The organism is Glycomyces tarimensis, assembly GCF_054776215.1.
The window spans coordinates 58080-78691 of record NZ_BAAHCB010000020.1; the positions used below are offsets into that span (position 1 = coordinate 58080).

Sequence of the window (20612 nt, forward strand, 5' to 3'; positions counted from 1 at the left end):
AATGGAGGCCGTGCTGCTCGTCCTGTGGCTCCTCGTCCTCCTGCCCGCCCTCGCCTACGCGCTCCGGCCACTCGAAGGCGCCGTCGTCGCGCCCATGCGCCTGGCGGTCGTCCGAGCCGCCGTCCTCCTCGGCGCCTGGGCCGTCGTGGTCGTCGAGGCCGCGTCCGCGGCGCACGCCCTCAACGCCGGTGTCGTCCTGGCCGCCTGGATCGCCGCCACCCTCGCCGTCCTCGCGGCCGTCATCGTCCGCTGCCTGCGGGACGTCGCCCCCGCCGGGGCGTCCCTGGCCGAGCAGCTCAGGTCCCGCCGCGGCGCCACCCGGCGGACCTGGCGCCGCACCAAGTCCGCCGCTGCCGCCGCCCCCGGCTGGCAGTGGGCCCTCGCCTGCGTCATCGCGATCCTGTTCATCAGCGCCGGGGTCCTCGCGATCGCCTCGTCCCCGAACAACTTCGACTCTCAGACCTACCACCTGCCCCGCATCGAGCACTGGGTCCAGAACGCCACGGTCGACGTCTACGCCACCGAGATCCACCGCCAGGTCGACATCACTCCCGGCGCCGAGTACCTCCTCACGCACCTGCGGCTGCTCAGTGGCGGCGACGGCGCCTACAACCTCGTCCAGCTCCTCGCCGGCGTCGGCGCCGCCCTGGCCGCCTCACGCATCGCCGCCCAGCTCGGCGGCGGACCCATGGCCCAGCTCGCCACCGTCTTCGTCCTCGCCACCACCCCCGAAGTCCTCCTCCAGGCCTCGAGCACCCAGGTCGATCTCGTCACCGCCGCCTGGGTCGCCTCGCTCGCCACCATGGTGCTCGACGAGTTCACTCGCCCCGGCGAGCATGCCGATCTGCGAGCGTCCGACCCCGCCGCCCCTGCTCGACGAAGTGCGCGAGCCATGAATCCGCCCGGCTCGGACGCGCTCTACCTCGGACTGGCCCTCGGCCTCATCGCCGTCACCAAGACCAGCGGTCTGCTCGCCGCCGCCCCGCTCCTGCTCCTGTGGGGCGTCGGCCGCCTGGTCCGCGACGGCCGGCGCCGCCGCCCGTGCCTGTGCGGGCACGGGCCCGGGCAATGCTCGCGCACCGACGTCTCGCGCGCCCTCGTAACCCGAGTGCGCACCGTCGGCGCCTCCGTCGCCGTGCTCGCGCTGGCGCTGGTCGTCGTCGGCCCGTTCCTGGCTCGCATGCAGTCCGAGTTCGGCTCCCCGCTCGGACCGCCGATGCTGCGCGAGTCCATCGGCGTCCAGTCGGCCGACCCGCGCCTGATCGCCGTCAACGGCCTGCGCATCGCCCACACCGCCCTCGATACGCCGCTGCGCCCGATCTCGGACGCGGCCGCCGCTGGAATCGAGGCCTTCGCCGACCTCCTCGGCGTCGACGTCAACGATCCCGACGCCACCTTCGGCGACTCGGCCTTTCCCGTACCGGCCTGGTACCCCGACGAGGACCGCGCCGCGTTCCCGCTCACCGGCCTGGCCGTGCTCGTCGGCGCGGCATGGTGCTTCGCCAAGGGCCCGGGACTGCGCCGCGCCTACGTCGCCGCCCTCGGCATCGCGGCGCTCCTCGTGTGCGCCACGGTCGCGTGGCAGCCGTGGATCAACCGACTGCTGCTCTTCCTGGTCGTCCTCGGCGCGCCCGTCGCCGGCCTCCTCGCCGCCGCGCTCGGGCGGAGGCTGGTCGAGCGGCGCCGCAAGGCCGTCGCCTGGGCCGTTCTCGGCACCTTCGGCGTCACCGCCTCGCTCGCGGGCCTCCTGACCGTCGCGTACGGCTACCCGCGCCGCCTGACCGGCGCCTGGTCGGTCTTCACGATGACCGACGACGAGGAGCGCTTCGTCCGCCGCCTCGAATGGCTGCCGCAATACGAGGAGGCCGCCGCCGCCGTGGGCGACTCGGGCGCCGAGACCGTCGGCCTCGTCCAGGGGAACGATTCCTGGGAGTACCCGTGGTGGGTCATGCTGCCCGAGGGCACCGAGCTGCTCGCGCTCCAGTCGGTCGTGCCCGGCCGGGAGCCGGCCGACGTGGCCGACGTCGACGCCATCGTCTGCGCCGAGGACCTCGAGGAGTGCGAATCGTTCGTGCCCGAGGGCTGGGAGTTCCACGACCTGGGCACCGTGGGCTATGCGGTGCCGTCGACGCGTTAGCCTGTGGCCATGCTGCTGAGCGACCGCGACATCGTCGATGCCGTCAAGAACCAACGCCTGGGCCTGGACCCGTACGAGCCCGAACTCGTCCAGCCCTCCAGCGTCGACGTGCGCCTCGACCGGCGGTTCCGGGTCTTCAACAACCAGAAGTACACCCACATCGACCCGTCCGTGCGGCAGGACGACCTCACCGAGCCGGTCGACGTCGCCGAGGACGAGCCGTTCGTGCTCCACCCCGGCGAGTTCGTGCTCGCCTCGACCCTCGAGGTCGTCAGCCTCCCGAACGACCTGGCCGCCCGCCTCGAAGGCAAGTCGAGCCTCGGCCGCCTCGGACTGCTCACCCACTCCACGGCCGGATTCATCGACCCGGGTTTCTCCGGGCACGTCACCCTCGAGCTGTCGAACGTCGCGAACCTGCCGATCACCCTGTGGCCGGGGATGAAGATCGGCCAGCTGTGCGTCTTCAAACTCTCCAGCCCGGCCCAGCACCCGTACGGTTCGTCCCAGACCGGCTCCCGGTATCAGGACCAGCGCGGCCCGACCCCGTCGAAGTCATGGCAGAAATGGCGCATCTGGCCGACCTAGCGCGAGAATGACACCGATGTCATTGTTTTCGCCGCGCGGCTCAAGGCGGGCATCCCCTTATTGCGCTAACGGCCGGATAAGCGCGGATATTTGGCTTAATCTGCGAACATGGACATCACGCAGAGCCTTCAGAACGCGTTCGACGACATTGTGCAGTTCGTGCCGCGAGCTCTCGCTTTCCTCGCGATCCTGGTCATCGGCTGGATCGTTGCCAAATTCATCGGCAAGATGATCGGAAAGCTGCTCGCCAAGGTGGGACTGGACCGCCTCGGCGAGCGATCCGGCGTCCACCGGTTCACGGGCAGATTCGAACTGAGCGGGCTGTTCGGCAAGCTCGTCTACTACACCCTGCTGCTCTTCACGCTGCAACTGGCATTCGGAGCGTTCGGCCCCAACCCGGTCTCGGACCTGCTGAACGACCTCGTCGCGTGGCTGCCGCAGCTGTTCGTCGCCATCCTGATCGTGGTGGTCGCCATGGCGATCGCCAACGCCGTCTACGGATTGATCAACGGCATGCTGTCGAACACCGGCTACGGCAAGACCCTCGCCAGGATCGCGCAGGTCGCGATCGTCTTCATCGGCGCCGTGGCCGCGACCAGCCAGGTCGGTATCGCCGACAGCGTCACCCAGCCGCTCCTGTGGACGGTGCTCGCCGCGGTCGCCGGCGTCGTCATCGTCGGCGTCGGGGGCGGCCTCATCCAGCCCATGCGCCAGCGCTGGGAGCGGATGCTCAACACCGCCGAGAACGAGACCTCGAAGATGAGGTCGACGACGCAGTCGACGAGCGATCCGCTGGGGCAGACGTACACATCGGAGCGTTACGGCGCGGACACCGACGAACAGCCCGGGGCGCGGTCGCAGACCTCGACCGAGGCCCGCGCACAGGCGCCGGTCGACCCCGGCAGCCAAACGCCGCCGACGCCCCCGACCGAGCGTCCGTGACCATATTGGACGACTATGACTCACAATTGAACAGCGCTGCTTGACCATCGGTCGTGTTCCCGCACCGGGAATACGGCCGATGTCATGTCACCGACACGTGACGTCCGGTTCGCTCGCGTTTGCCGTTAGCCTATGGTGCATGCGCAATCTCGACCCCTGGGTGATCGTCGTGGCGGTTGCCGTCCTCTCGGCCCTGGCGGTCAGCGGAGCGCGCCTGCTGATCAAGTGGCTGCTGCTCCGCCATGCCTCTGAGCGGACCTCGCGTCTGATGCACAAGGCGCTGCGTCCCGCGCAGCTCATGGCCGCCACCGGCGGCGTCCAGATCCTGCTGCTCGTCCAGAGCGACGTCGCGGCCGACGGCTGGGACGACGGCTGGAACAGCAACCTGAGCCAGACGCTGCTGTTCGGCACCGTCATCTCCGGCGCGTGGCTGATCTCGAATCTGCTCAGCATCGCCAAGGACCCCATCCAGGAGCAGTGGGGTTCGCTCAACCAGGACGATGTGGGAGGGCGCCGCCGCCGCACGCAGGCCATAGTGACGTATCGCCTCGTCTCGGCGGGGGTGTGGATGGTCGCGATCGGGATCATCCTGTTCAACATCCCCGCGCTCCGTGTCCTGGGGACCTCGCTGCTCGGCGCGGCCGGCGTGGCGGGCGTGGTCGCGGCCCTGGCGGCGCAGACCATGCTCCAGAACCTCTTCGCGGGCATGCAGCTCGCGTTCGGCGACGCGCTGCGCCTCGAGGACGTCGTCGTCATCGAGGGCGAGTGGGGGCGCATCGAGGAGATCACGCTGTCCTATGTGGTGGTACGGATCTGGGACGAGCGCCGGCTCGTCCTGCCCACCTCCTATTTCAAGGACCACCCTTACGTCAACTGGACCCGTGACAACCCCAAGGTGCTCGGCACGGTGAGGATGGACGTCGACTGGCGCCTGCCGGTCGACGAGGCGCGCGCCGAACTGCGCCGCTTCCTGGTGACCAACCCGCTGTGGGACGGGCGCAAGTCCGGCGTCATCGTGCTCGACTCGACCGGGCCCTACATGCGCCTGCGCCTGCTCATCTCGGCGTCGAACCCGTCCGACCAGTGGGACCTGCGATGCGAGGCCCGCGAGCACATGATCCGCTGGGTCGTCGAAACCTACCCGCACTGCATCCCGCGAATGCGCGTCAACAGCTACCAGTCGGTCATGGACGTGCGCACCGGCGCCTTCGGCGAGGACGGCCACGCCGAGTCGATCGACGCCACCGAGATCCAGGCGCTGCTCAGCGAGACGCCCATCGAACAGCGCCGACCTGGGCCCGAGTCCTAGAAAAGGTGGGTTTTCACTCCCTGCGCGGCCGAGCGTGCCAGAGTAGCCTTGCGCTGGTGAGCCTTGAGATGACCGACAAGCGCGGCGGCTCCAAGCGCCGCCGCGAGATCCTCGACGTCGCGGTGAAGCTGCTGGCCAAGTACGGCTACCACGGCGTGTCGATGGACGATATCGGCGCGGCCGCGAACATCACGGGCCCGGCGCTGTACCACCACTTCAAGGGCGGCAAGGAGCAGATGCTCGCCGACGCGCTCATCCCCGTCTCCGAGCGCCTCCGTTCCGGGGGCAAGCACTACGCCTCACTGCATTCGGACGACCCGCGCGCGGCCCTGGAGGCCCTCGTCGACTTCCACCTGGCCGTCACCGTCGACTCCCCCGAGATCGTCATCCTCCACCTCCACGAGCTCGATCGGCTCCCCGCCGAGCCCCGCCGCGAGGTCCGCAAGCTCCAGCGTGTCTACGTCGAGGAATGGGTACGCGTGCTGTGCGAACTGCGGCCCGGCCTCAAGCCCGAGCAGGCCCGCGTGGTCGCGCACGGCGCCTTCGGCCTGATGAACTCCACGCCGTTCCTGGCGCTCGGCGAGGAGATCAGCGCCGAGGAGACCGCGAGCCTGCTCCGCTCGGCCGCCCTGGCGGCGCTCGATCCGGGCTAGCATGGGCTTGAGGAGGCGTGAACATGCACCAGCCTGAACGGGTCTCGATACGGGAAGTGGCACCTCGCGACGGGCTCCAGAACGAGCCTCCGGTGGCCACTGAGGACAAAATCCGCCTGGTCGACGCGCTCTCGCGCACCGGCCTGGCCCGCATCGAGGCCGTCAGTTTCGTCCACCCCAAGGCCGTCCCGCAGATGGCCGACGCCGCCGAGGTGTGGGCGGCTGTCGAGAAGCACCCGGGGATCCACTACAGCGCGCTCGCCCCGAACCTCAAGGGCGTCGAGCGCGCCCTCGACGCCGGATTCACCGCGATCGAGGTCGTCGTCTCCGCCTCGGACACGCACAACCGCGCCAACATCGGCCGCCCCACGGCCGAGTCCATCGCCGAGTTCGAGGACATCGTCGCGCTCGCGCACGGGAATCTCGCCAGCGTCGAGGTCATCATCGCCACGAGCTTCGGCTGTCCCTACGAGGGGGACGTCGACCCCGCCCGGGTCGCGCGGCTCGTCGACGCGGCCGCCGAGGCCGGAGTCGACCGGATCGCCTTCGGCGACACCACCGGCATGGGCACGCCGCGGCGCGTGAACGACCTGCTCGACGCCGTCGAGACGGAGCTGCCGATGCTCATGCACTTCCACGACACGCGCGGCACCGCCCTGGCGAACCTGCTGACGGCGATGGACCGCGGCATCGTCGAGTTCGACGCGAGCGTCGGCGGCCTCGGCGGCTGCCCGTTCGCGCCCGGCGCCTCGGGGAACGTCGCCACCGAGGAGGTCGTGCACATGCTGCACGACATGGGCGTCGAGACCGGGATCGACCTCGACGCGCTCGTCCACACTGCCGGACTCGCCCAGCAGATCGTCGGCCGCAAGCTCGACTCCGGGGTGCTGCGCGCCGGCCCGCGCACGCGCCTGACCGACAAGCCCGCCGAATGAACTGAAGGGGCCCGGGGGTCTCGAACCTCCCCCGGGCCCCGATTCCGGGCACCTCCGGACGCGATCCGTCCGTGCCCGGCCGCCGGGTAAACCTCCGAATACCCGGACGTCTATTCGTTCGGCGCGTGCTGAGCGAACTTCCACGTCGCCAGCACCGCCGCCACCACGATCAGCCCCATCGCGCCACGCCATCCGAACTCCGGGAGGACGAACAGGGACCCCACCGCCGCCACGATCCCGACGAGGACCGCCAGCGCCGACAGGGCGATCGAGCCCGAGCCGTCGCCGACCTCGGCGGCCGCGACGACGCGGCCGGCGATCGCGACCGTCAACCCGCCCGATACTCCCAGAACGAACGCCGTCGCGAGCATGAACGGGAAGTTCGGGGCGAGCGCGGTCGCGAACGCCGCGAGCGTCAGCCCCGCCAGCGCGGCCGAGCCGGTGTAGCGGGCCGGACCGATCGTTCCGACGCGCCGCGCGGCGTTCGCCGCGGCCACCAGGCCGAGCGCGAGCGCGGCGAGCGGCCAGAGCCGGGCCGCGGCGGCGGTGCCGAATTCGGCGGCGGCGTCGGTGACGAGGAAGGCGAGTGCGGCGGCGGAGGCGAAGGCGGTGGTCTGCGCGTAAGCCGCCGCTACGACGGGTGCCCATCGCAGCGTGGCGGTGGGCCGCTGCGTGTGTGTGTCAGTAGCCATGCCGACGAAGTTATGGGCGAAAGGGCGCCGCGAAGTAGGTCGAACGACTGGTTTCGATGACTGGGCTCGACCCGGTCGTCCGACCAGGTCGGACCCGGGCCGGTTCACCCCAGTCGTTTGACTGATGCGCCTGGGGGCGGCGCTGGCTACGCTGGGAAGGTCCCCCTGCTGTGCCGAGGACTGGAGTCGCCGTGAAGCCCACCGCCCGCCCCGCCACCGGGGTCCAGACGACTGCGAAGGCGGCGGACTGCCAGGTCGGCAGCGTCGCGGCCCCCGCCTACTGCGAAGCGCCGTCCCACTCCGCGCGCACGGTCCTGTACGGCCGCGACGACGAGCTGGACGCGATCCAGGCGCTGCTCGACGGCGCGCGGCTCGGGCACGGCGGCTCGCTCGTCGTCCGCGGCGAGCCCGGGATCGGCAAGTCCGCCATCGTCGATGCCGTGATCCCCAGGGCCGAGGGCTTCACCGTCCTGCGAACGCTCGGCGTGGAGGCCGAGCACACCTGGTCGTACGCCGGTCTCCAGATGCTGCTGCACCCGCTGCTCGACCGGATCGGCAATCTCCCCGCCGCGCAGGCCGAGGCGCTGCGCACCGCTCTGGGCATGGGCGACGGCACGAGCCGTGCGCAGCGGCTCCAGGTCGGCCTGGCGGTGCTGAACCTGCTGGTGGACGCTTCGGCGCAGCGGCCGGTCTACGTGGTGATCGACGACGCGCACTGGCTCGACCGCGACTCCACCGACGCCCTCCTGTTCGCCGCGCGGCGGCTGACGACGGAGTCGATCGGGATGGTCCTGGTCGTGCGCGACGGCTTCGCGCCGGACTTCCCCGCCCCCGGCATCCCCGAGCTGACATTGGGACCCTTGGACACCGAGGCCTCGCAGGCTATTTTGGACATCCGTTCCGATTCGGTGCCGTTCACCAGCCGTGACTGGATCCTGCGCCTGGCCGAGGGCAACCCGCTCGCGCTCCTCGAACTTCCGGTCGCCGACCACGAGGACCCGCTTCGGGTCAACGAGGCCTCCAACAGCCGCTATTCGACCACGTCGCGCATCCGCCAGGCGTTCACCGAGCGGATCATCGCGCTCCCGGAGGCGACGCGGACGCTGCTGCTGGTGGCCGCCGCCGAAGAGACCGGCGAGACGGCCGTGATCGCCGAGGCCGCCGAGAAGCTCGGCGCGAACCTGTGCGACCTGGAGCCCGCCGAGATCGACGACCTGGCGCGGTACCACCTGGGCCGCATCGAGTTCGTGCACCCGCTGATCCGCTCGGCCGCGTACCACTCGGCGACGCGGGCGAGGCGCATCGACGCCCACCGGGCCCTGTCCGAGGCGTTCGGCGAGGGCGACATCCGCCACGCGCGCCACCTCGCGGCGGCGACCACGGGCCTGGACGAGAAGGCCGCCGCGGCACTCGAGTCCATCGCGTCCTATGAGGCCGAGCGCGGCGGATGCGTGGCGGAGATGGTCGCCCTCGAGCGCGCCGCGTCGTTCACCCCCGACCCGTGCGAGCGGGCCCGCCGACTCGTCGAGGCCTCGCAGACCGCCTACGCCGCCGGCCTGGTGGACAAGGCGATCGAACTGGCCGAGAAGGCGGAGCGGCTCACCGACAACCACGTGCTGCTGGCGCGCACCGCGCTCATCCGGGCCACGATCCTCTCGTGGGCCGGGGACGCCGGCGCGTTCGACGTGTGGATGGAATCGGCCGAGCACTACGCGGTGAACGGCCACGAGAACACCGGCTACCCGCTGCTGCGCGGTGTGTGGAACGCCTGGGAGACCGGCGATTTCGGCAAGGTCGAGTACGCGAACGAGCTGGCGACCCGGTTCGGCGGCTCGAACAACACCTGGGCGAAGCGCCTGGCGCGCGCCGCCGCCGGGCTGAACCGCCGGGCATGGGTGAACGCGGGCGAGGCCGTCGACGCGCTGCGGAGCCTGTACGACTACTACCAGCCGCTCCACGCCGACTTCCGGCGGTTCGACCAGGTGCTGGCGGCGCGCTGGAAGCTCCTGGCGGGGGACGTCCCGGCCGCGCACCTGGCCGCGCTCGACAAGGTCCGCGACTGCCGCGAGACGGGCGCGACGAGCCCGCTCATCCAGGCCCTGCTCGTCCAGGCGCAGACCCAGCTCCACTACGGCCGGTACGCGGACGCCCAGGCGTCGGCGACGAGCGCGATCGAGCTGGCGGCCGAGACGAACGACCGCCGGGCGCTCATGCAGGGCCGCGTGTGGGTGCTGCTGCCGATCGCCGCCATTCGCGGCGAGGAGCGGCGCTGCCGCGAGCTGGTGGCCGCCGCCATCGAGGACGCCCCGGAAGACTCGGTCATCCCGGCCGACACCTCGCTCGGGCTGCTCGATCTGGGTCTCGGTCGCCATGAGGCCGCGTTCGACCGGATGCAGCGCATCGCCGAGGGCACCACGCCGATGGAGATCCTCACGCAGGTCCCGACCCTGGTCGAGGCCGCCTACCGGTGCGGACGGCTCGGCGAGGTCAAGGAGGTCTTCGGCTGGTTCGCCGACTGGGCCGACGCCACCGGACGCTCCTACTGGGAGGCGCTGGTGGAGCGGTGCCGGGCGATGATGGAGCCGGGCTCGGAGGCCGGCGCGCACTACGCGCGGGCCGTGGAACTGCACCGCGCCGACGACATCGACCCGTTCGAGCGGGCACGCACCGAACTCGTCTACGGCGAGTGGCTGCGCCGCGAGCGCCGCATCAACGAGGCGAGGGCGCACCTGCGCGAGGCCACCGAGGTGTTCGAGCGGCTCGGCGCCGTCCCGTGGACCGAACGCGCCCAAGGGGAACTGCGGGCCGCCGGCGACTCCACCACGATCGAGGCGAAGCCGGACCTGGCTGAGAAGCTCACGCCGCAGGAGCTCCAGGTGGTGCGCCTGGCCGCCGACGGCCTGACGAACCGCCAGATCGGCGAGCAGTTGTTCGTGAGCCCGCGGACCGTGGGTTACCACTTGTACAACGCCTACCCGAAGCTCGGCGTCTCCTCCCGGACGGAACTGGCCAAACTGGACCTGTGAGCCGGTCCCGTGCGCCGCGTCGACGTCAGTACAGCTTGATCTCGACGGTCCGGACGTGGCGCTCGATCTTGGCGTCGGTCGTGACGAGTGGACATTGCAGTTGTTCGGCCGGTGCGACATAGCTCGCGTCATACGAGTTGAGGTTGTGCCGCAGGACCCATGCCCGAGGGCCGGTGACGCATTCGGAGTACCGGATGAACGGCAGGGAGTCCTTGACGATCAGGGCGCCTTCAGCGCGGGCCGGAGTGAGTCTCCCGCCTAGAAATGCGGGATATCCAATTGGGGCGTGTCCCGATGGCAGCCCCAGACCGTACCGACATTCACGCTTGCGCGGTTTCTTGACAGGCCGCTCGCGCGGCGGCACACCTCGCGGTTCACGCCGCGACGGGGACCGGAGCGCGCCACGGCCTGGCGGCGGCCATCGCCGCCGCCCCCAGTACCAGGATCACCGCCACGGCCCACGCGGACATGCGGTAGCCGTCCACGGCCGTCGCGCCCAGGCCCCACGCCAGCGCGGCGATCACGGGCCCCAGCGAGGTGCCGATCGTGCGGGTCGTCGCCATGAACGCCCCGGCCGTGCCCGACTGCTCCCGCGGTGCCGACGCCAGCAGGTAGGTGTTCATCGGCGTGTTGAAGATGCCGAACGCCGATCCGAGCCCGGCGACGCGGACGCCGATGCCGAGCAGGCTCGTCGACTCGTCGACGAACGGCAGCGGCGCGATCGCGACCAGCACGAGGGCGGCGCCGGCCAGCGAGACGCGGCCCGCGCCGAAGCGGTCGGCGAGGAAGCCCGAGAGCGGCGTCATCACCGCGACGCCGCCGATGAACGTCAGCAGGACGGTGCTCACCAGCTCCGGGCGCACGTGGTGGACGTCGGTGAGCAGGAACGGCAGGCTGAAGTTCAACAGGCCCGTCACCGCCGACATGAGCGTGAGGCTCACGAGTGCTCCGGCCATGATCGGACTGCGCAGCAGCGCCACCGTCGGCGCCGACGCGGGCCGGCTCGCCCACACCGCGCCGAGCGCGACACTCACCGCCAAGGCGGCCAAGGAGATCCACGGCGCCGAGTCCAGGTATTCGAAGGCGAGCAGGAACGTCACGATCGCGCCGCCGGAGGTGGCGACGTCGACGAGGACGACCCGGTCCAGGCGCGGCAGGCCGGTGCCGTTGCTCGGCACCGTCGCCCACAGCGCGGCCAGCGCCAGCGCCGACAGCGTGAAGAACACCCAGAACAGGCCCCGCCAGTCGAAGGCGGCGATGATGAATCCGCCGATCGCGACCATGCCCATGCCGCCGACGGTCATCAGCAGCGTGATCGCCGACATCGCCCTGCCGCGCTGCGCCTCGGTCGCGGAGGTGACGATGATGCGCCCGGTCATGCCGAACAGCAGCCCGCCGATGAGGCCCTGGGCCGCCCGGGCGGCCAACAGGACGGGAAACGTCGGTGCGAGCGCGGCGACCACGGAGAACAGCCCGAGCCCGCCCATGGAGAACACGGCGACCGCCCGCAGGTCGGCGCGGTCGGCCAGCCGCCCGGCGGCGATGGCGACCGCGCCCATCGGGAGGGCGTAGGCGAGCAGGACCCAGGCGGTGGCGGCCTCGGTGACGGTGAAGTCGGTGCGGATGGGCGGCAAGCCCACCGCCAGGGAGGACATGCCGCCGGCGACGACGAGCTGGGCGAAGCCGACGGCGACGATCGCACCCCAGCGGGTGCGTTCGGTGACGGGGGGCGATTGGAGCGGGGAGGTCATGGACTCGACGCTACGGTCGAGGCGACCGGCCCGGCATCTGCAGCACGACTGGTCCGACCGGACCAGTCGGCCTCCAGTCGGTCGACAGATGCCGCTTCAGTCGGTCCGTTCGTAGCGTCGTTCTCGTACCCGCAACGACGAACGAAATGAGGACACCATGTCCGAGAAGCTGAAGCTCGCCGTCATCATCGGTTCGACCCGCGAGGGCCGCTTCGGCCCGGTCCCGGCGAAGTGGATCGCCGAGCGGGCCGCCGAGCACGGCGGATTCGAGGTCGACCTGGTCGACCTGCGCGACGCCGCGCTGCCGCAGTACATGACCGACCAGGACCTGTGGTCGCGTCCGGGCCAGCCGACCGAGTCGGTCACGAGCCTCGGCGAGCGCCTCCACGCGGCGGACGCGTTCATCGTGGTCACGCCCGAGTACAACCACTCCTACCCGGCCGGGCTCAAGCACGCCGTCGACTACTACATGCGCGAATGGCACGCCAAGCCCGTCGGCCTGATCTCCTACGGCGGCGGCGCCGGCGGCGTGCGCGCGGCCGAGCACCTGCGTCAGGTCTTCCCCGAGGTCCGCGCCATGACCATCCGCCACTCGCTGGTCTTCCCGAACTACTGGGAGAAGCTCGACGAGAACGGCGATTTCGACTTCAGCGACGCCGAGCGTTTCGCCAAGGACTTCCTCGCCGAGCTCGAGTGGTGGGGCCACGCCCTCGTCAACGCCCGCAAGGTGGCTCCGTTGCCCGCTTAGGACTCGCCCGCGAGCGGGAGGCCGGGGCGTGCGCGGCGCTAGTGTTGAACGCATGCTCCACGGACGCGACGCAGAGACCGCCGCCCTCGACTCCGCCCTCGACGCCGCGCGCGACTCGCGGGGCACCGCCCTGGTGGTGCGGGGCGAGGCCGGCATCGGCAAATCGACGCTCGTGAACGCCGCCGCCGAGTCCGCCGGCGACTTCACGGTGCTGCGCTGCGTCGGCGTCGAAAGCGAGCACGCATGGTCCTTCGCGGGCTTGCAAGCGCTCCTGCAGCCCCTCGCCGGGCACCTCGGGGCGCTGTCCGCGGCCCACCAGTGCGTGCTCAGCACGGTCCTCGGGCTCGCGCCCGCCGACAAGGAGAAATCCGGCACCGACCGTTTCGTCGTCGGCGTCGCCGTCCTGAGCCTGCTGTCCGAGGCCGCGGCGTCGCGGCCGGTCCTGTGCGTGATCGACGACGCCCACTGGCTCGATCGCGACTCGGCCGACGTGCTGCTGTTCGTGGCCCGCCGCCTCGCGGCCGAGCCGATCGCGATGCTGTTCGCCGTCCGCGACGGCTACGCGCCCGACTTCCCCACGCCCGGCCTCGACGAGCTCGTCGTCGGTCCGCTCGACGACGAATCGGCCGCGAGCCTGCTCGGCGAGCGTCTGACGGCGGTGCCGCATCTGACGCGACGGCGCATGCTCAAAGCCGCCGAAGGGAACCCGCTGGCGCTGCTCGAACTGCCTCCGGACGAGACCGACGCCCGCCTGGCCTCCGACTGGACCGGGCACCGCCACTCCACCACTTCCAGGCTCACGCAGGCCTTCACCGACCGCATCGACCGCCTGCCCGAGGCCACGCGCACGCTCCTGCTCGTCATCGCCGCCGAGGACACCGGCGACTCGAGCACCGTCCTCACCGCCGCTGGCAAGCTCGGCGCGAGTCTGGAGGACTTGGCCCCAGCCGAGGCCGACGACCTCATCCGCGTCCGCGGCGACCGCTTCGAGTTCGGGCATCCGCTCATCCGCACCGCCGCCTACCAGGGCGCCCCGACCTACCGGCGCGTCGAGATCCACCGGACCATCGCCGAGGTGCTCGACCCCGAGGACTTCAGGCGCGCCTTCCACCTCGCCGCCGCCACCACCGGGCCGGACGAGTCGGTCGCCGCCGCGCTCGAGGCCGCCGGCGAATGCGCGGGCGACTGCGGCGGGCACGCCGTCGAGTACTCGACCTTCGAGAGGGCCGCCCGCCTCACTCCCGACGGCCCGGAGAAGGGCCGCCGCCTCCTGCTCGCCGCCGAGGCCGCGCTGCTGGCGGGCGACGCGGTCAAGGCCAGGGAACTGTCCTTCGAGGTCGGCCGCTACACCCGCGACCGTGCCCTCCTGGCCGAGGCCACCACCGTCGGCGCCTCCGTCGCGTCCTGGGGCGGGGAGATCCGCGAGGCCTTCCGGCTGTGGATGGAGGCCGCCGACCACTACACCGCCGCCAAACCCGAGGCCGCCGGCTACCCGCTGTTCCGCGCCGTCGAGCTCGCTTGGCAGGGCGGGGACTTCGCGCGCGCGAGCGAGGCCGCCGCCCGCGCCGAGCGGCTCGGCATCGACCACACCCCGTGGGTCCGCGACCTCGACATCGCCTCAGCCGGATTCAACCGCGGATGCTCGGTCGGCGTCGCCGAGTCCGTCGCCGCGCTGCGCCGCCTGCTCGCGGTCCACGACGCCTTGGGCGAGAACGCGGCGCTGGACGACCGGGCCATGTTCGTCTGGTGGCAGATCCTCATCGGCGACATCGACACCGCCGAGCGCGCCGCCTCGGCCCTCGTGCGCGAATGCCGCGAGGCCGGCGCGGCCGGCCCGCTGCCGAGGGCGCTGCTGATCCACGGCCTCACCGAGTTCCACCGCGGGCGCTGGGCCGACGCCGAAGCGCTGGCCGCGAACGCCATCGACGTCTCCAAGGAGCTGGGGGAGCGCAACTGGCGCGTCAGGGCCCGCACGCATCTGCTGGCGACGATCGCGGCGTTGCGCGGCGACGAGGCGCGCACCCACGAGCTCATCGACCTGGCCCGCCAGGAGTGCCCCGCCGACACCGCCGTCGCGATCGACACGCCCTTGGCGCTGCTCGACTTCAGCCTCGGCCGCTTCGATGAGGCGCTCGACCGGTTCATGGCGCTCCTCGACTCCGACATGCCCGGTGACGCCCTGACGCACGTCCCGACCGCCGTCGAGGCGGCCGTCCGCGCCGGCGACCCCGGCCGGACCGCCGGCGCCTTCGACTGGTTCGACCAATGGGCCGACGCCACCGGCCAGCCGCACTGGCAGGCGCTCGCCGAGCGCTGCCGCGCCCTGCTGGCGAGCGAGGGGCAGGCCGGCAAGCACTACGAGCGCGCCGCCGAGCTCCACCGCGAGGCCGACGGCTTCCCGTTCGAGACCGCGCGCACGAACCTGTTGTTGGGCGAGTGGCTGCGTCGGGCCAGGCGCGTCAACGAGGCCAAGGCGCGGCTGCGCTCGGCCGGTGCGGCCTTCGAGCGCCTCGGTGCGGCGCCGTGGACCCAACGGGTGCGGCGGGAGCTGCGGGCCGCGGGCGACGCCGGACCGGTGCAGGCCGGGCCGGGGCTGGCCGAGCGCCTGACACCGCAGGAGCTTCAGGTCGTGCGACTGGCCGCGGCCGGCCTGAGTAACCGCGAGATCGGGGAGCAGCTGTACCTGAGCCCGCGCACCGCCGGATACCACCTGTACAAGGCGTACCCCAAGCTCGGCGTCGCCTCGCGCACCGAGCTGGCCAAGCTCGGCATCTGAACCTCGGTCCCGGCCATGCGATGGCAAGCGACCGGCAAGGGGCGCCCCGTAGATTTCACCAGCGATTGCACGGAGCCGAAGTCCAGCGCGGCAGGCGAGCGCCGGCCGTCTTCGCGAGCCGACCGAGGCCACGGATCCGGCAGCGCCCCCGCCGACCTCCGATAGGGACTGACCAGTGTCTGCGATCATGCCGAGCGGTGACCAGGCGTTCAGTGAGGACGCACGGCACCTGCGCGACCTCGCGACGATCCCGCGCGCCGCGGGGCCGAGGAGCTTCTCCGGCACCTCCGGCAAGGCGTCGGCGGAGCGGTCGACCAGTATCAGATCCGTATGGACGAGTCGGGGACAATGGACCGTGTCGCCGAGATCCGCGCCGCCGACCGGCCCTGAGCGCCGCCGACCGCGGACAGTCGGAGACCGACCACTACGAGCGGTTCGGGGGCGCGGTCGAGCAATACGAGAGCCAGTACACCGACCAGCCGCCCATCGCCCGCTCACCAGACGAACGGAGTGACACCGAGTGCCTGAGCCCGTCGACTTCAGGGTGCTGGGGCCGTTGGAAGTCAGCATCGGCGACGTGCCGGGACCGCAGCCGTCGCCGCTGCGCCGCCGCCTGCTCGCGGCCCTGCTGGCCCGGGCCGGTCGCCAGCTCACCGTCGACCAGCTGATCGAGGTCGCCTGGGCCGGATCCCCGCCTCCGAGCGCCGCCGCCAGCATCCAGGTGCACCTCCACCGGCTGCGCCGCAACATCGGCGACGCCGGGCACATCGTGCGCGGCGCGGCCGGATACCAGATCACCGTGACCCCGGACGAGTTCGACGCCATGCGCTTCACCGAGCTGACCGCACGCGCCCGGCGCGAACGCGAGAGCGGCCACGCGGAGACCGCGCTCGGCACCGTGCGTCGCGCCCTCTCCCTGTGGCGCGGCGAACCCTACGACGGCATCGCCCGGTCCAGCCTCATCGCCGCCGCGGCCGACCGCCTCGCCGCGCGTCGCTTCAGCGCCCTGCGGGAAATGCACGAGCTCAGCCTCGACCTGGGCCGACACGCCGAAGTGCTCTCCTCACTGTCCGAACTGGCCGGTGAACATCCCTACGACGAACACCTCGGCGCCCTGCTGATGCTCGCGCTCTACCGCGCCGGACGGCAGACCGATGCGCTCGCGGTGTTCCGTGGCACGCGGGCGCAGATGGTCGACCAGCTCGGCGTCGAGCCCGGAGCGACGCTGCGGCGCATGCACGAGGCCGTCCTGCGCTCGGACGAGCGGCTGGCGGACGTCGCGACCGGGAGCCTGGGCGCGACTTGGGTCTCGGTGGGGCCGATCGCGGCCGAGAGCGGAGAACGGCCCTCCGAAGTCCCGCGCGAACTGCCCAGGCCGCCCTATCCCTTCACCGGCAGGGACGCCGAACTGCGGGCCCTCGACCGACTGGCCGACGGCTCCGGTCCGGCGCCGCTGGCCGTGATCACCGGCATGGGAGGCATCGGCAAGACCGCCCTGGCCGTCCACTGGGCGCACCGCGCCGCCGACCGCTTTCCCGACGGACAGCTGTACATCGACCTGCGCGGACACGGCGACGCACCGCCATTGCGGCCGATCGAGGCACTGGGGACGATGCTCTCCTCCCTCGGCGTGCCGCCCGCGCACATCCCGCTCGACGCCGATCAGGCCGCCGCTCGCCTCCGCACCCGCACCGGCGGCCGGCGCATGCTCATCGTGCTCGACAACGCCGCCGACGCCGACCAGGTCCGGCCCTTGCTGCCGGGCGGAGCGGGCTCCATGGTGGTCGTCACCAGCCGCCGCCGCATCGGCGGACTGATCGCTTGGCACGGGGGCACCTCGCTCACGCTCGGACCGCTCGCGGACCTCGACGCGCGCGACCTCGTCGCGCGACTGGTCGCGGTGCCGGCCGCCGCGGCGGAGGAACTGGCCGACCTGTGCGGACGCCTGCCGCTGGCGCTGCGGATCGCCGCCGCCAACCTGTCCGAGGGCCCCCGGCCCGACGTGGCCTCCTATATCGCCCGGCTCGCCGGGGACGACCGCCTGGGCTCGCTCCAAATCGTCGGCAGCGCCGACGACGCGGCCGTGCGAGCGGTGTTCGAGTCCTCGTATCGCGCCATGCCACATGACGCACGGCGACTGTTCCGCCTGCTCGGCACGATCCCGGGACCGGACATCACCGCCGAGGCGGCCGCGAGCCTCGCCGGCACCGGCGCCGACGCGGCCGAGCGCGCCCTGGACCGACTCGTCGGGGCCCACCTGGTCGAGCGCCACCGTCCCGGCCGCTACCGCCTCCACGACCTGCTCGGGCTCTACGCCGCCGAACGCGCCGAGACCGAGGACTCTCGGGCCGACATCGACACGGCGGTCGAGCGCCTGCTCAAGTGGTATCTGCACCGGGCGGACGCCTGCCGTGGCCGCCTGTACCCGAGTTTCTTCCACCTCCCGCTGCCCGAACGCCGCGAGACGCCGATCGAAATGGACGCCGCGACCGCCGGCGCGTGGCTGAAGGCCGAGCACAAGAACCTTCTCGCGGTCGTCCTCCACGCCGCCGACCACGGTCCGCGCCGCATCTCATGGCTGCTCAACGATGTCCTGCGCGGATACATGTGGCTCGGGGTCCACGGTGCCGACGGCCTGCGGGCGGGACGGGCCGCTCTCGCCGCCGCGCGAGCCGAAGGCGACCTGGCCGGCCAGACCGTCGCCGAGCTCAGCCTGGTCACCGCGCTGCTGCGCTCCAACCGACCCCAGGACGCGATCGACCACGGTCTGCGCGCCGTCGAGCTCGCCTCCGAGGCCGACCTCCTCCCCTGCCGGGCCGCCGCCCAGCAGAACATCGCACACGCCTGCGCCAGCCTGGGCCGCCTCCGCGAGGCGATCGCACACGCAGAGGCGGCTGAGCTTGCCTACCGAGAACTGGGCAAGGCCGAAGGCCGATGCGCCGCCTTGACGATGCTCGCCGTCGCCCACAACCACCTCGGCGAGGTCGACACCGCCATCGGCCACCTTGAAGAGGCCCTCGAACTGGCGGTCGAGCACGGCAAGTTCACCTTCGAGGCGTCCTTGCGCGCCAATCTCGCCCTCGCGCACCTCCTTCGCGGCGACCTCGACGAGGCGCGGTCCTACATCGATGAAGTGCTCGCCGCGCGAAGCGACGGCGGCGGCATCGGCCACAACAGCGCCCACCTCACCCTGGCCGCACGCATCCATCTCGCCTCCGGGCGTGACGGCGAAGCACTCAAGTTCGCCACCCGCGCCGTCGAGAGCCACGGCGCGTTCTCCGACCACCGCGTCGAATCGAACGCGCTGTCGGCGCTCGCCGCGGTCCGCGACGCCCTCGGCGAACACCGCGAGGCCGTCGGCCACTACGACCGCGCGCTCGAACTGATCGGCGACGACGGCGCCTACTACCGGGTCGAGGCGACCTGCGGGCGCGCCGCCGCGCTCCTGAAGCTCGGCGAGACCGAACGGGCCCGCCGCGACGCGACCGCCGCCCTGGAGACGGCGGAGGCGTGCGAATACCGGCTCCTCCAGGACCGTGCGCGCGGCCTGCTCGCCGCGATCGACGCCGCGGAGCATCTCCGACCGGGCCGGGGAAGCGTCACCCGCGCTTCGCCCACGTCCTAGCCGCCGCCATTTTCGCGTCGTTGATGGTCTCCACCTCGATCACCTCGAGCGCGCTGTGCCGCTCCGACACCGAGCCCTTCGGCACGATCGCCGTCTTGAAACCCAGGCGCCCGGCCTCGGTCAATCGCCGGTCGGCATTCACCGTCCGGCGCACCTGGCCGGTCAGCGACACCTCCCCGATCGCCACGAGGTCCGCGCTCACCGCGATCTCCTGCTCGGCGCTCACCAGCGCCAACGCGAGGGCCAGGTCTGAGGCGGTCTCGCGGATCCGGATGCCGCCGATCGTCGTGGCGTACACCTCGCGGTCGAGCAGCCGCATTCCGCCGCGCCGCGTCAGCACCGCCAGCACCATGTTCAAACGGGCCTGATCGAGGCCCGAGACGGTGTGGCGCGGCACCGCTCCATCTTTGATGGACTTGCCCAGCAGCGCTTGGATCTCGACCGGCACCGCCCGGCGGCCCTCCATCGTCACCGTCACGCACGTGCCCGGCGTCGGCTCGCTGGGCGCGTCGTCGAGGAACAGCCCCGAAGGATCGGCCAGCGACACGATCCCGTCCTCGGTCATCTCGAAGCAGCCCACCTCGTCGGCCGGCCCGAACCGGTTCTTCACCCCGCGCAGCAGCCGCAGCATCGAGTGCCGGTCGCCCTCGAAGTGCATGACCGTGTCCACGAGGTGCTCCAGGGCCCGCGGCCCGGCGATGCCGCCGTCCTTGGTGACATGGCCGACGAGGATCACGGCCATATTGCGGGCCTTGGCCTCGGCGATGACCGCGCTGGCCACCGACTTGACCTGCGTGACCCCGCCGGGGACGCCGTCGGCGTCGCCCGCGACGACCGTCTGGACGCTGTCGAGGATCAGCAGGCCGGGCTTGACGTCCTCGACGTGGCCGAGGACGGCGCCCAAATCCGTCTCCGCGGCCAGGTAGAGCTCCTCGGACAGGCAGCCGGTGCGGTCGGCGCGACGGCGCACCTGCGAGGCCGACTCCTCGCCGGTGGCCACGAGCGCGCGCCCGTAGCCTGACTCCCCGAAGCGGTGCGCCACCTCCAGCAGCAGCGTCGACTTGCCGACGCCGGGCTCCCCGGAGATGAGCGAGACGCCACCGGGCACCAGGCCGCCGCCCATGACGCGGTCGAATTCGCCGATGCCCGTGGGCAGGCTCGCGGCCTGCGCGGCCGAGACCGCGCCGATCCGCTGGGCCGGCGAGGCCGGACGGCGCGCGCCGGTGGCGGCGGGTCCCGGCCCGGCCGCCTGCCGCGGCGGCGAGGCCGTCTCCTCCATCGACCCCCACTCCCCGCAGTCGGGGCACTGCCCGACCCATTTGGGGACGCGGTGGCCGCAGGCGGCGCAGGCGTACGAGATCCGCGTGGCTTTCGGCATGGCGCAAGCGTACGGGTCGTGGCCGACACATAAGCGCAAGCCGATGTCGCTCGTT

At 71.9% G+C, this 20612-nt stretch carries 13 protein-coding genes; 10 read left to right on the forward strand and 3 right to left on the reverse strand.

Translation table 11 applies throughout. The features are described 5' to 3' along the window. Window position 1 precedes the first annotated feature (1 nt). The 6 genes from ACYVK3_RS14955 (at window position 2) to ACYVK3_RS14980 (ending at window position 6561) form a co-directional block, all read left to right on the forward strand. Window positions 2-2137 (forward strand): hypothetical protein, encoded by a 2136-nt coding sequence (locus ACYVK3_RS14955; RefSeq protein WP_460498134.1) that lies wholly within the window; start codon window positions 2-4, stop codon window positions 2135-2137. A 9-nt stretch (window positions 2138-2146) separates the two neighbouring features. Beyond that, the gene (gene dcd, locus ACYVK3_RS14960; RefSeq protein WP_460498135.1) at window positions 2147-2722 is read left to right on the forward strand and encodes a dCTP deaminase; all 576 of its coding nucleotides are present in this window, start codon (window positions 2147-2149) and stop codon (window positions 2720-2722) included. 108 nt (window positions 2723-2830) lie between these two features. After that, a complete protein-coding gene (locus tag ACYVK3_RS14965) occupies window positions 2831-3664 on the forward strand; it encodes a mechanosensitive ion channel family protein (protein ID WP_460498136.1) in 834 nt (277 codons plus the stop codon). A 139-nt stretch (window positions 3665-3803) separates the two neighbouring features. Beyond that, window positions 3804-4973: a mechanosensitive ion channel family protein gene (locus ACYVK3_RS14970; RefSeq protein WP_460498137.1), complete on the forward strand. Its 1170-nt coding sequence runs from the start codon at window positions 3804-3806 to the stop codon at window positions 4971-4973. A gap of 68 nt (window positions 4974-5041) precedes the next feature. Continuing rightward, on the forward strand, window positions 5042-5626 hold the full coding sequence (locus ACYVK3_RS14975) for a TetR/AcrR family transcriptional regulator (protein ID WP_460498507.1): 585 nt from the start codon (window positions 5042-5044) through the stop codon (window positions 5624-5626). 23 nt (window positions 5627-5649) lie between these two features. Further along, window positions 5650-6561, forward strand: a complete 912-nt coding sequence (locus ACYVK3_RS14980; protein ID WP_460498138.1) for a hydroxymethylglutaryl-CoA lyase — start codon at window positions 5650-5652, stop codon at window positions 6559-6561. Between the two features lie 110 nt (window positions 6562-6671). On the opposite strand, the gene ACYVK3_RS14985 is transcribed toward ACYVK3_RS14980, so the two are convergent. Continuing rightward, a complete protein-coding gene (locus ACYVK3_RS14985) occupies window positions 6672-7253 on the reverse strand; it encodes a hypothetical protein (RefSeq protein ID WP_460498139.1) in 582 nt (193 codons plus the stop codon). A 191-nt stretch (window positions 7254-7444) separates the two neighbouring features. Between ACYVK3_RS14985 and ACYVK3_RS14990 the strand changes: the two genes are divergently transcribed. Continuing rightward, complete coding sequence (locus ACYVK3_RS14990) at window positions 7445-10279, forward strand: helix-turn-helix transcriptional regulator (RefSeq protein WP_460498140.1); 2835 nt, start codon at window positions 7445-7447, stop codon at window positions 10277-10279. A gap of 374 nt (window positions 10280-10653) precedes the next feature. Here ACYVK3_RS14990 and ACYVK3_RS14995 read toward each other — a convergent pair whose 3' ends face one another. Beyond that, the gene (locus ACYVK3_RS14995) at window positions 10654-12030 is read right to left on the reverse strand and encodes an MFS transporter (RefSeq protein WP_460498141.1); all 1377 of its coding nucleotides are present in this window, start codon (window positions 12028-12030) and stop codon (window positions 10654-10656) included. Between the two features lie 157 nt (window positions 12031-12187). Here ACYVK3_RS14995 and ACYVK3_RS15000 point away from each other — a divergent pair, with 157 nt between their 5' ends. From ACYVK3_RS15000 to ACYVK3_RS15010, 3 genes are all read left to right on the forward strand, one after another. Beyond that, window positions 12188-12778, forward strand: coding sequence for an NADPH-dependent FMN reductase (locus tag ACYVK3_RS15000; protein WP_460498142.1), 591 nt, complete (start codon window positions 12188-12190; stop codon window positions 12776-12778). 52 nt (window positions 12779-12830) lie between these two features. After that, entirely contained in the window at window positions 12831-15554 is a 2724-nt protein-coding gene (locus ACYVK3_RS15005) for an ATP-binding protein (RefSeq protein ID WP_460498143.1), read from the forward strand. Between the two features lie 520 nt (window positions 15555-16074). After that, window positions 16075-19179, forward strand: a complete 3105-nt coding sequence (locus ACYVK3_RS15010) for an AfsR/SARP family transcriptional regulator (RefSeq protein ID WP_460498144.1) — start codon at window positions 16075-16077, stop codon at window positions 19177-19179. Here ACYVK3_RS15010 and radA read toward each other — a convergent pair. Then, window positions 19154-20557: a DNA repair protein RadA gene (radA, locus tag ACYVK3_RS15015; protein ID WP_460498145.1), complete on the reverse strand. Its 1404-nt coding sequence runs from the start codon at window positions 20555-20557 to the stop codon at window positions 19154-19156. The two genes, ACYVK3_RS15010 and radA, sit on opposite strands and share 26 nt — an antisense overlap. Window positions 20558-20612: the final 55 nt, after the last annotated feature.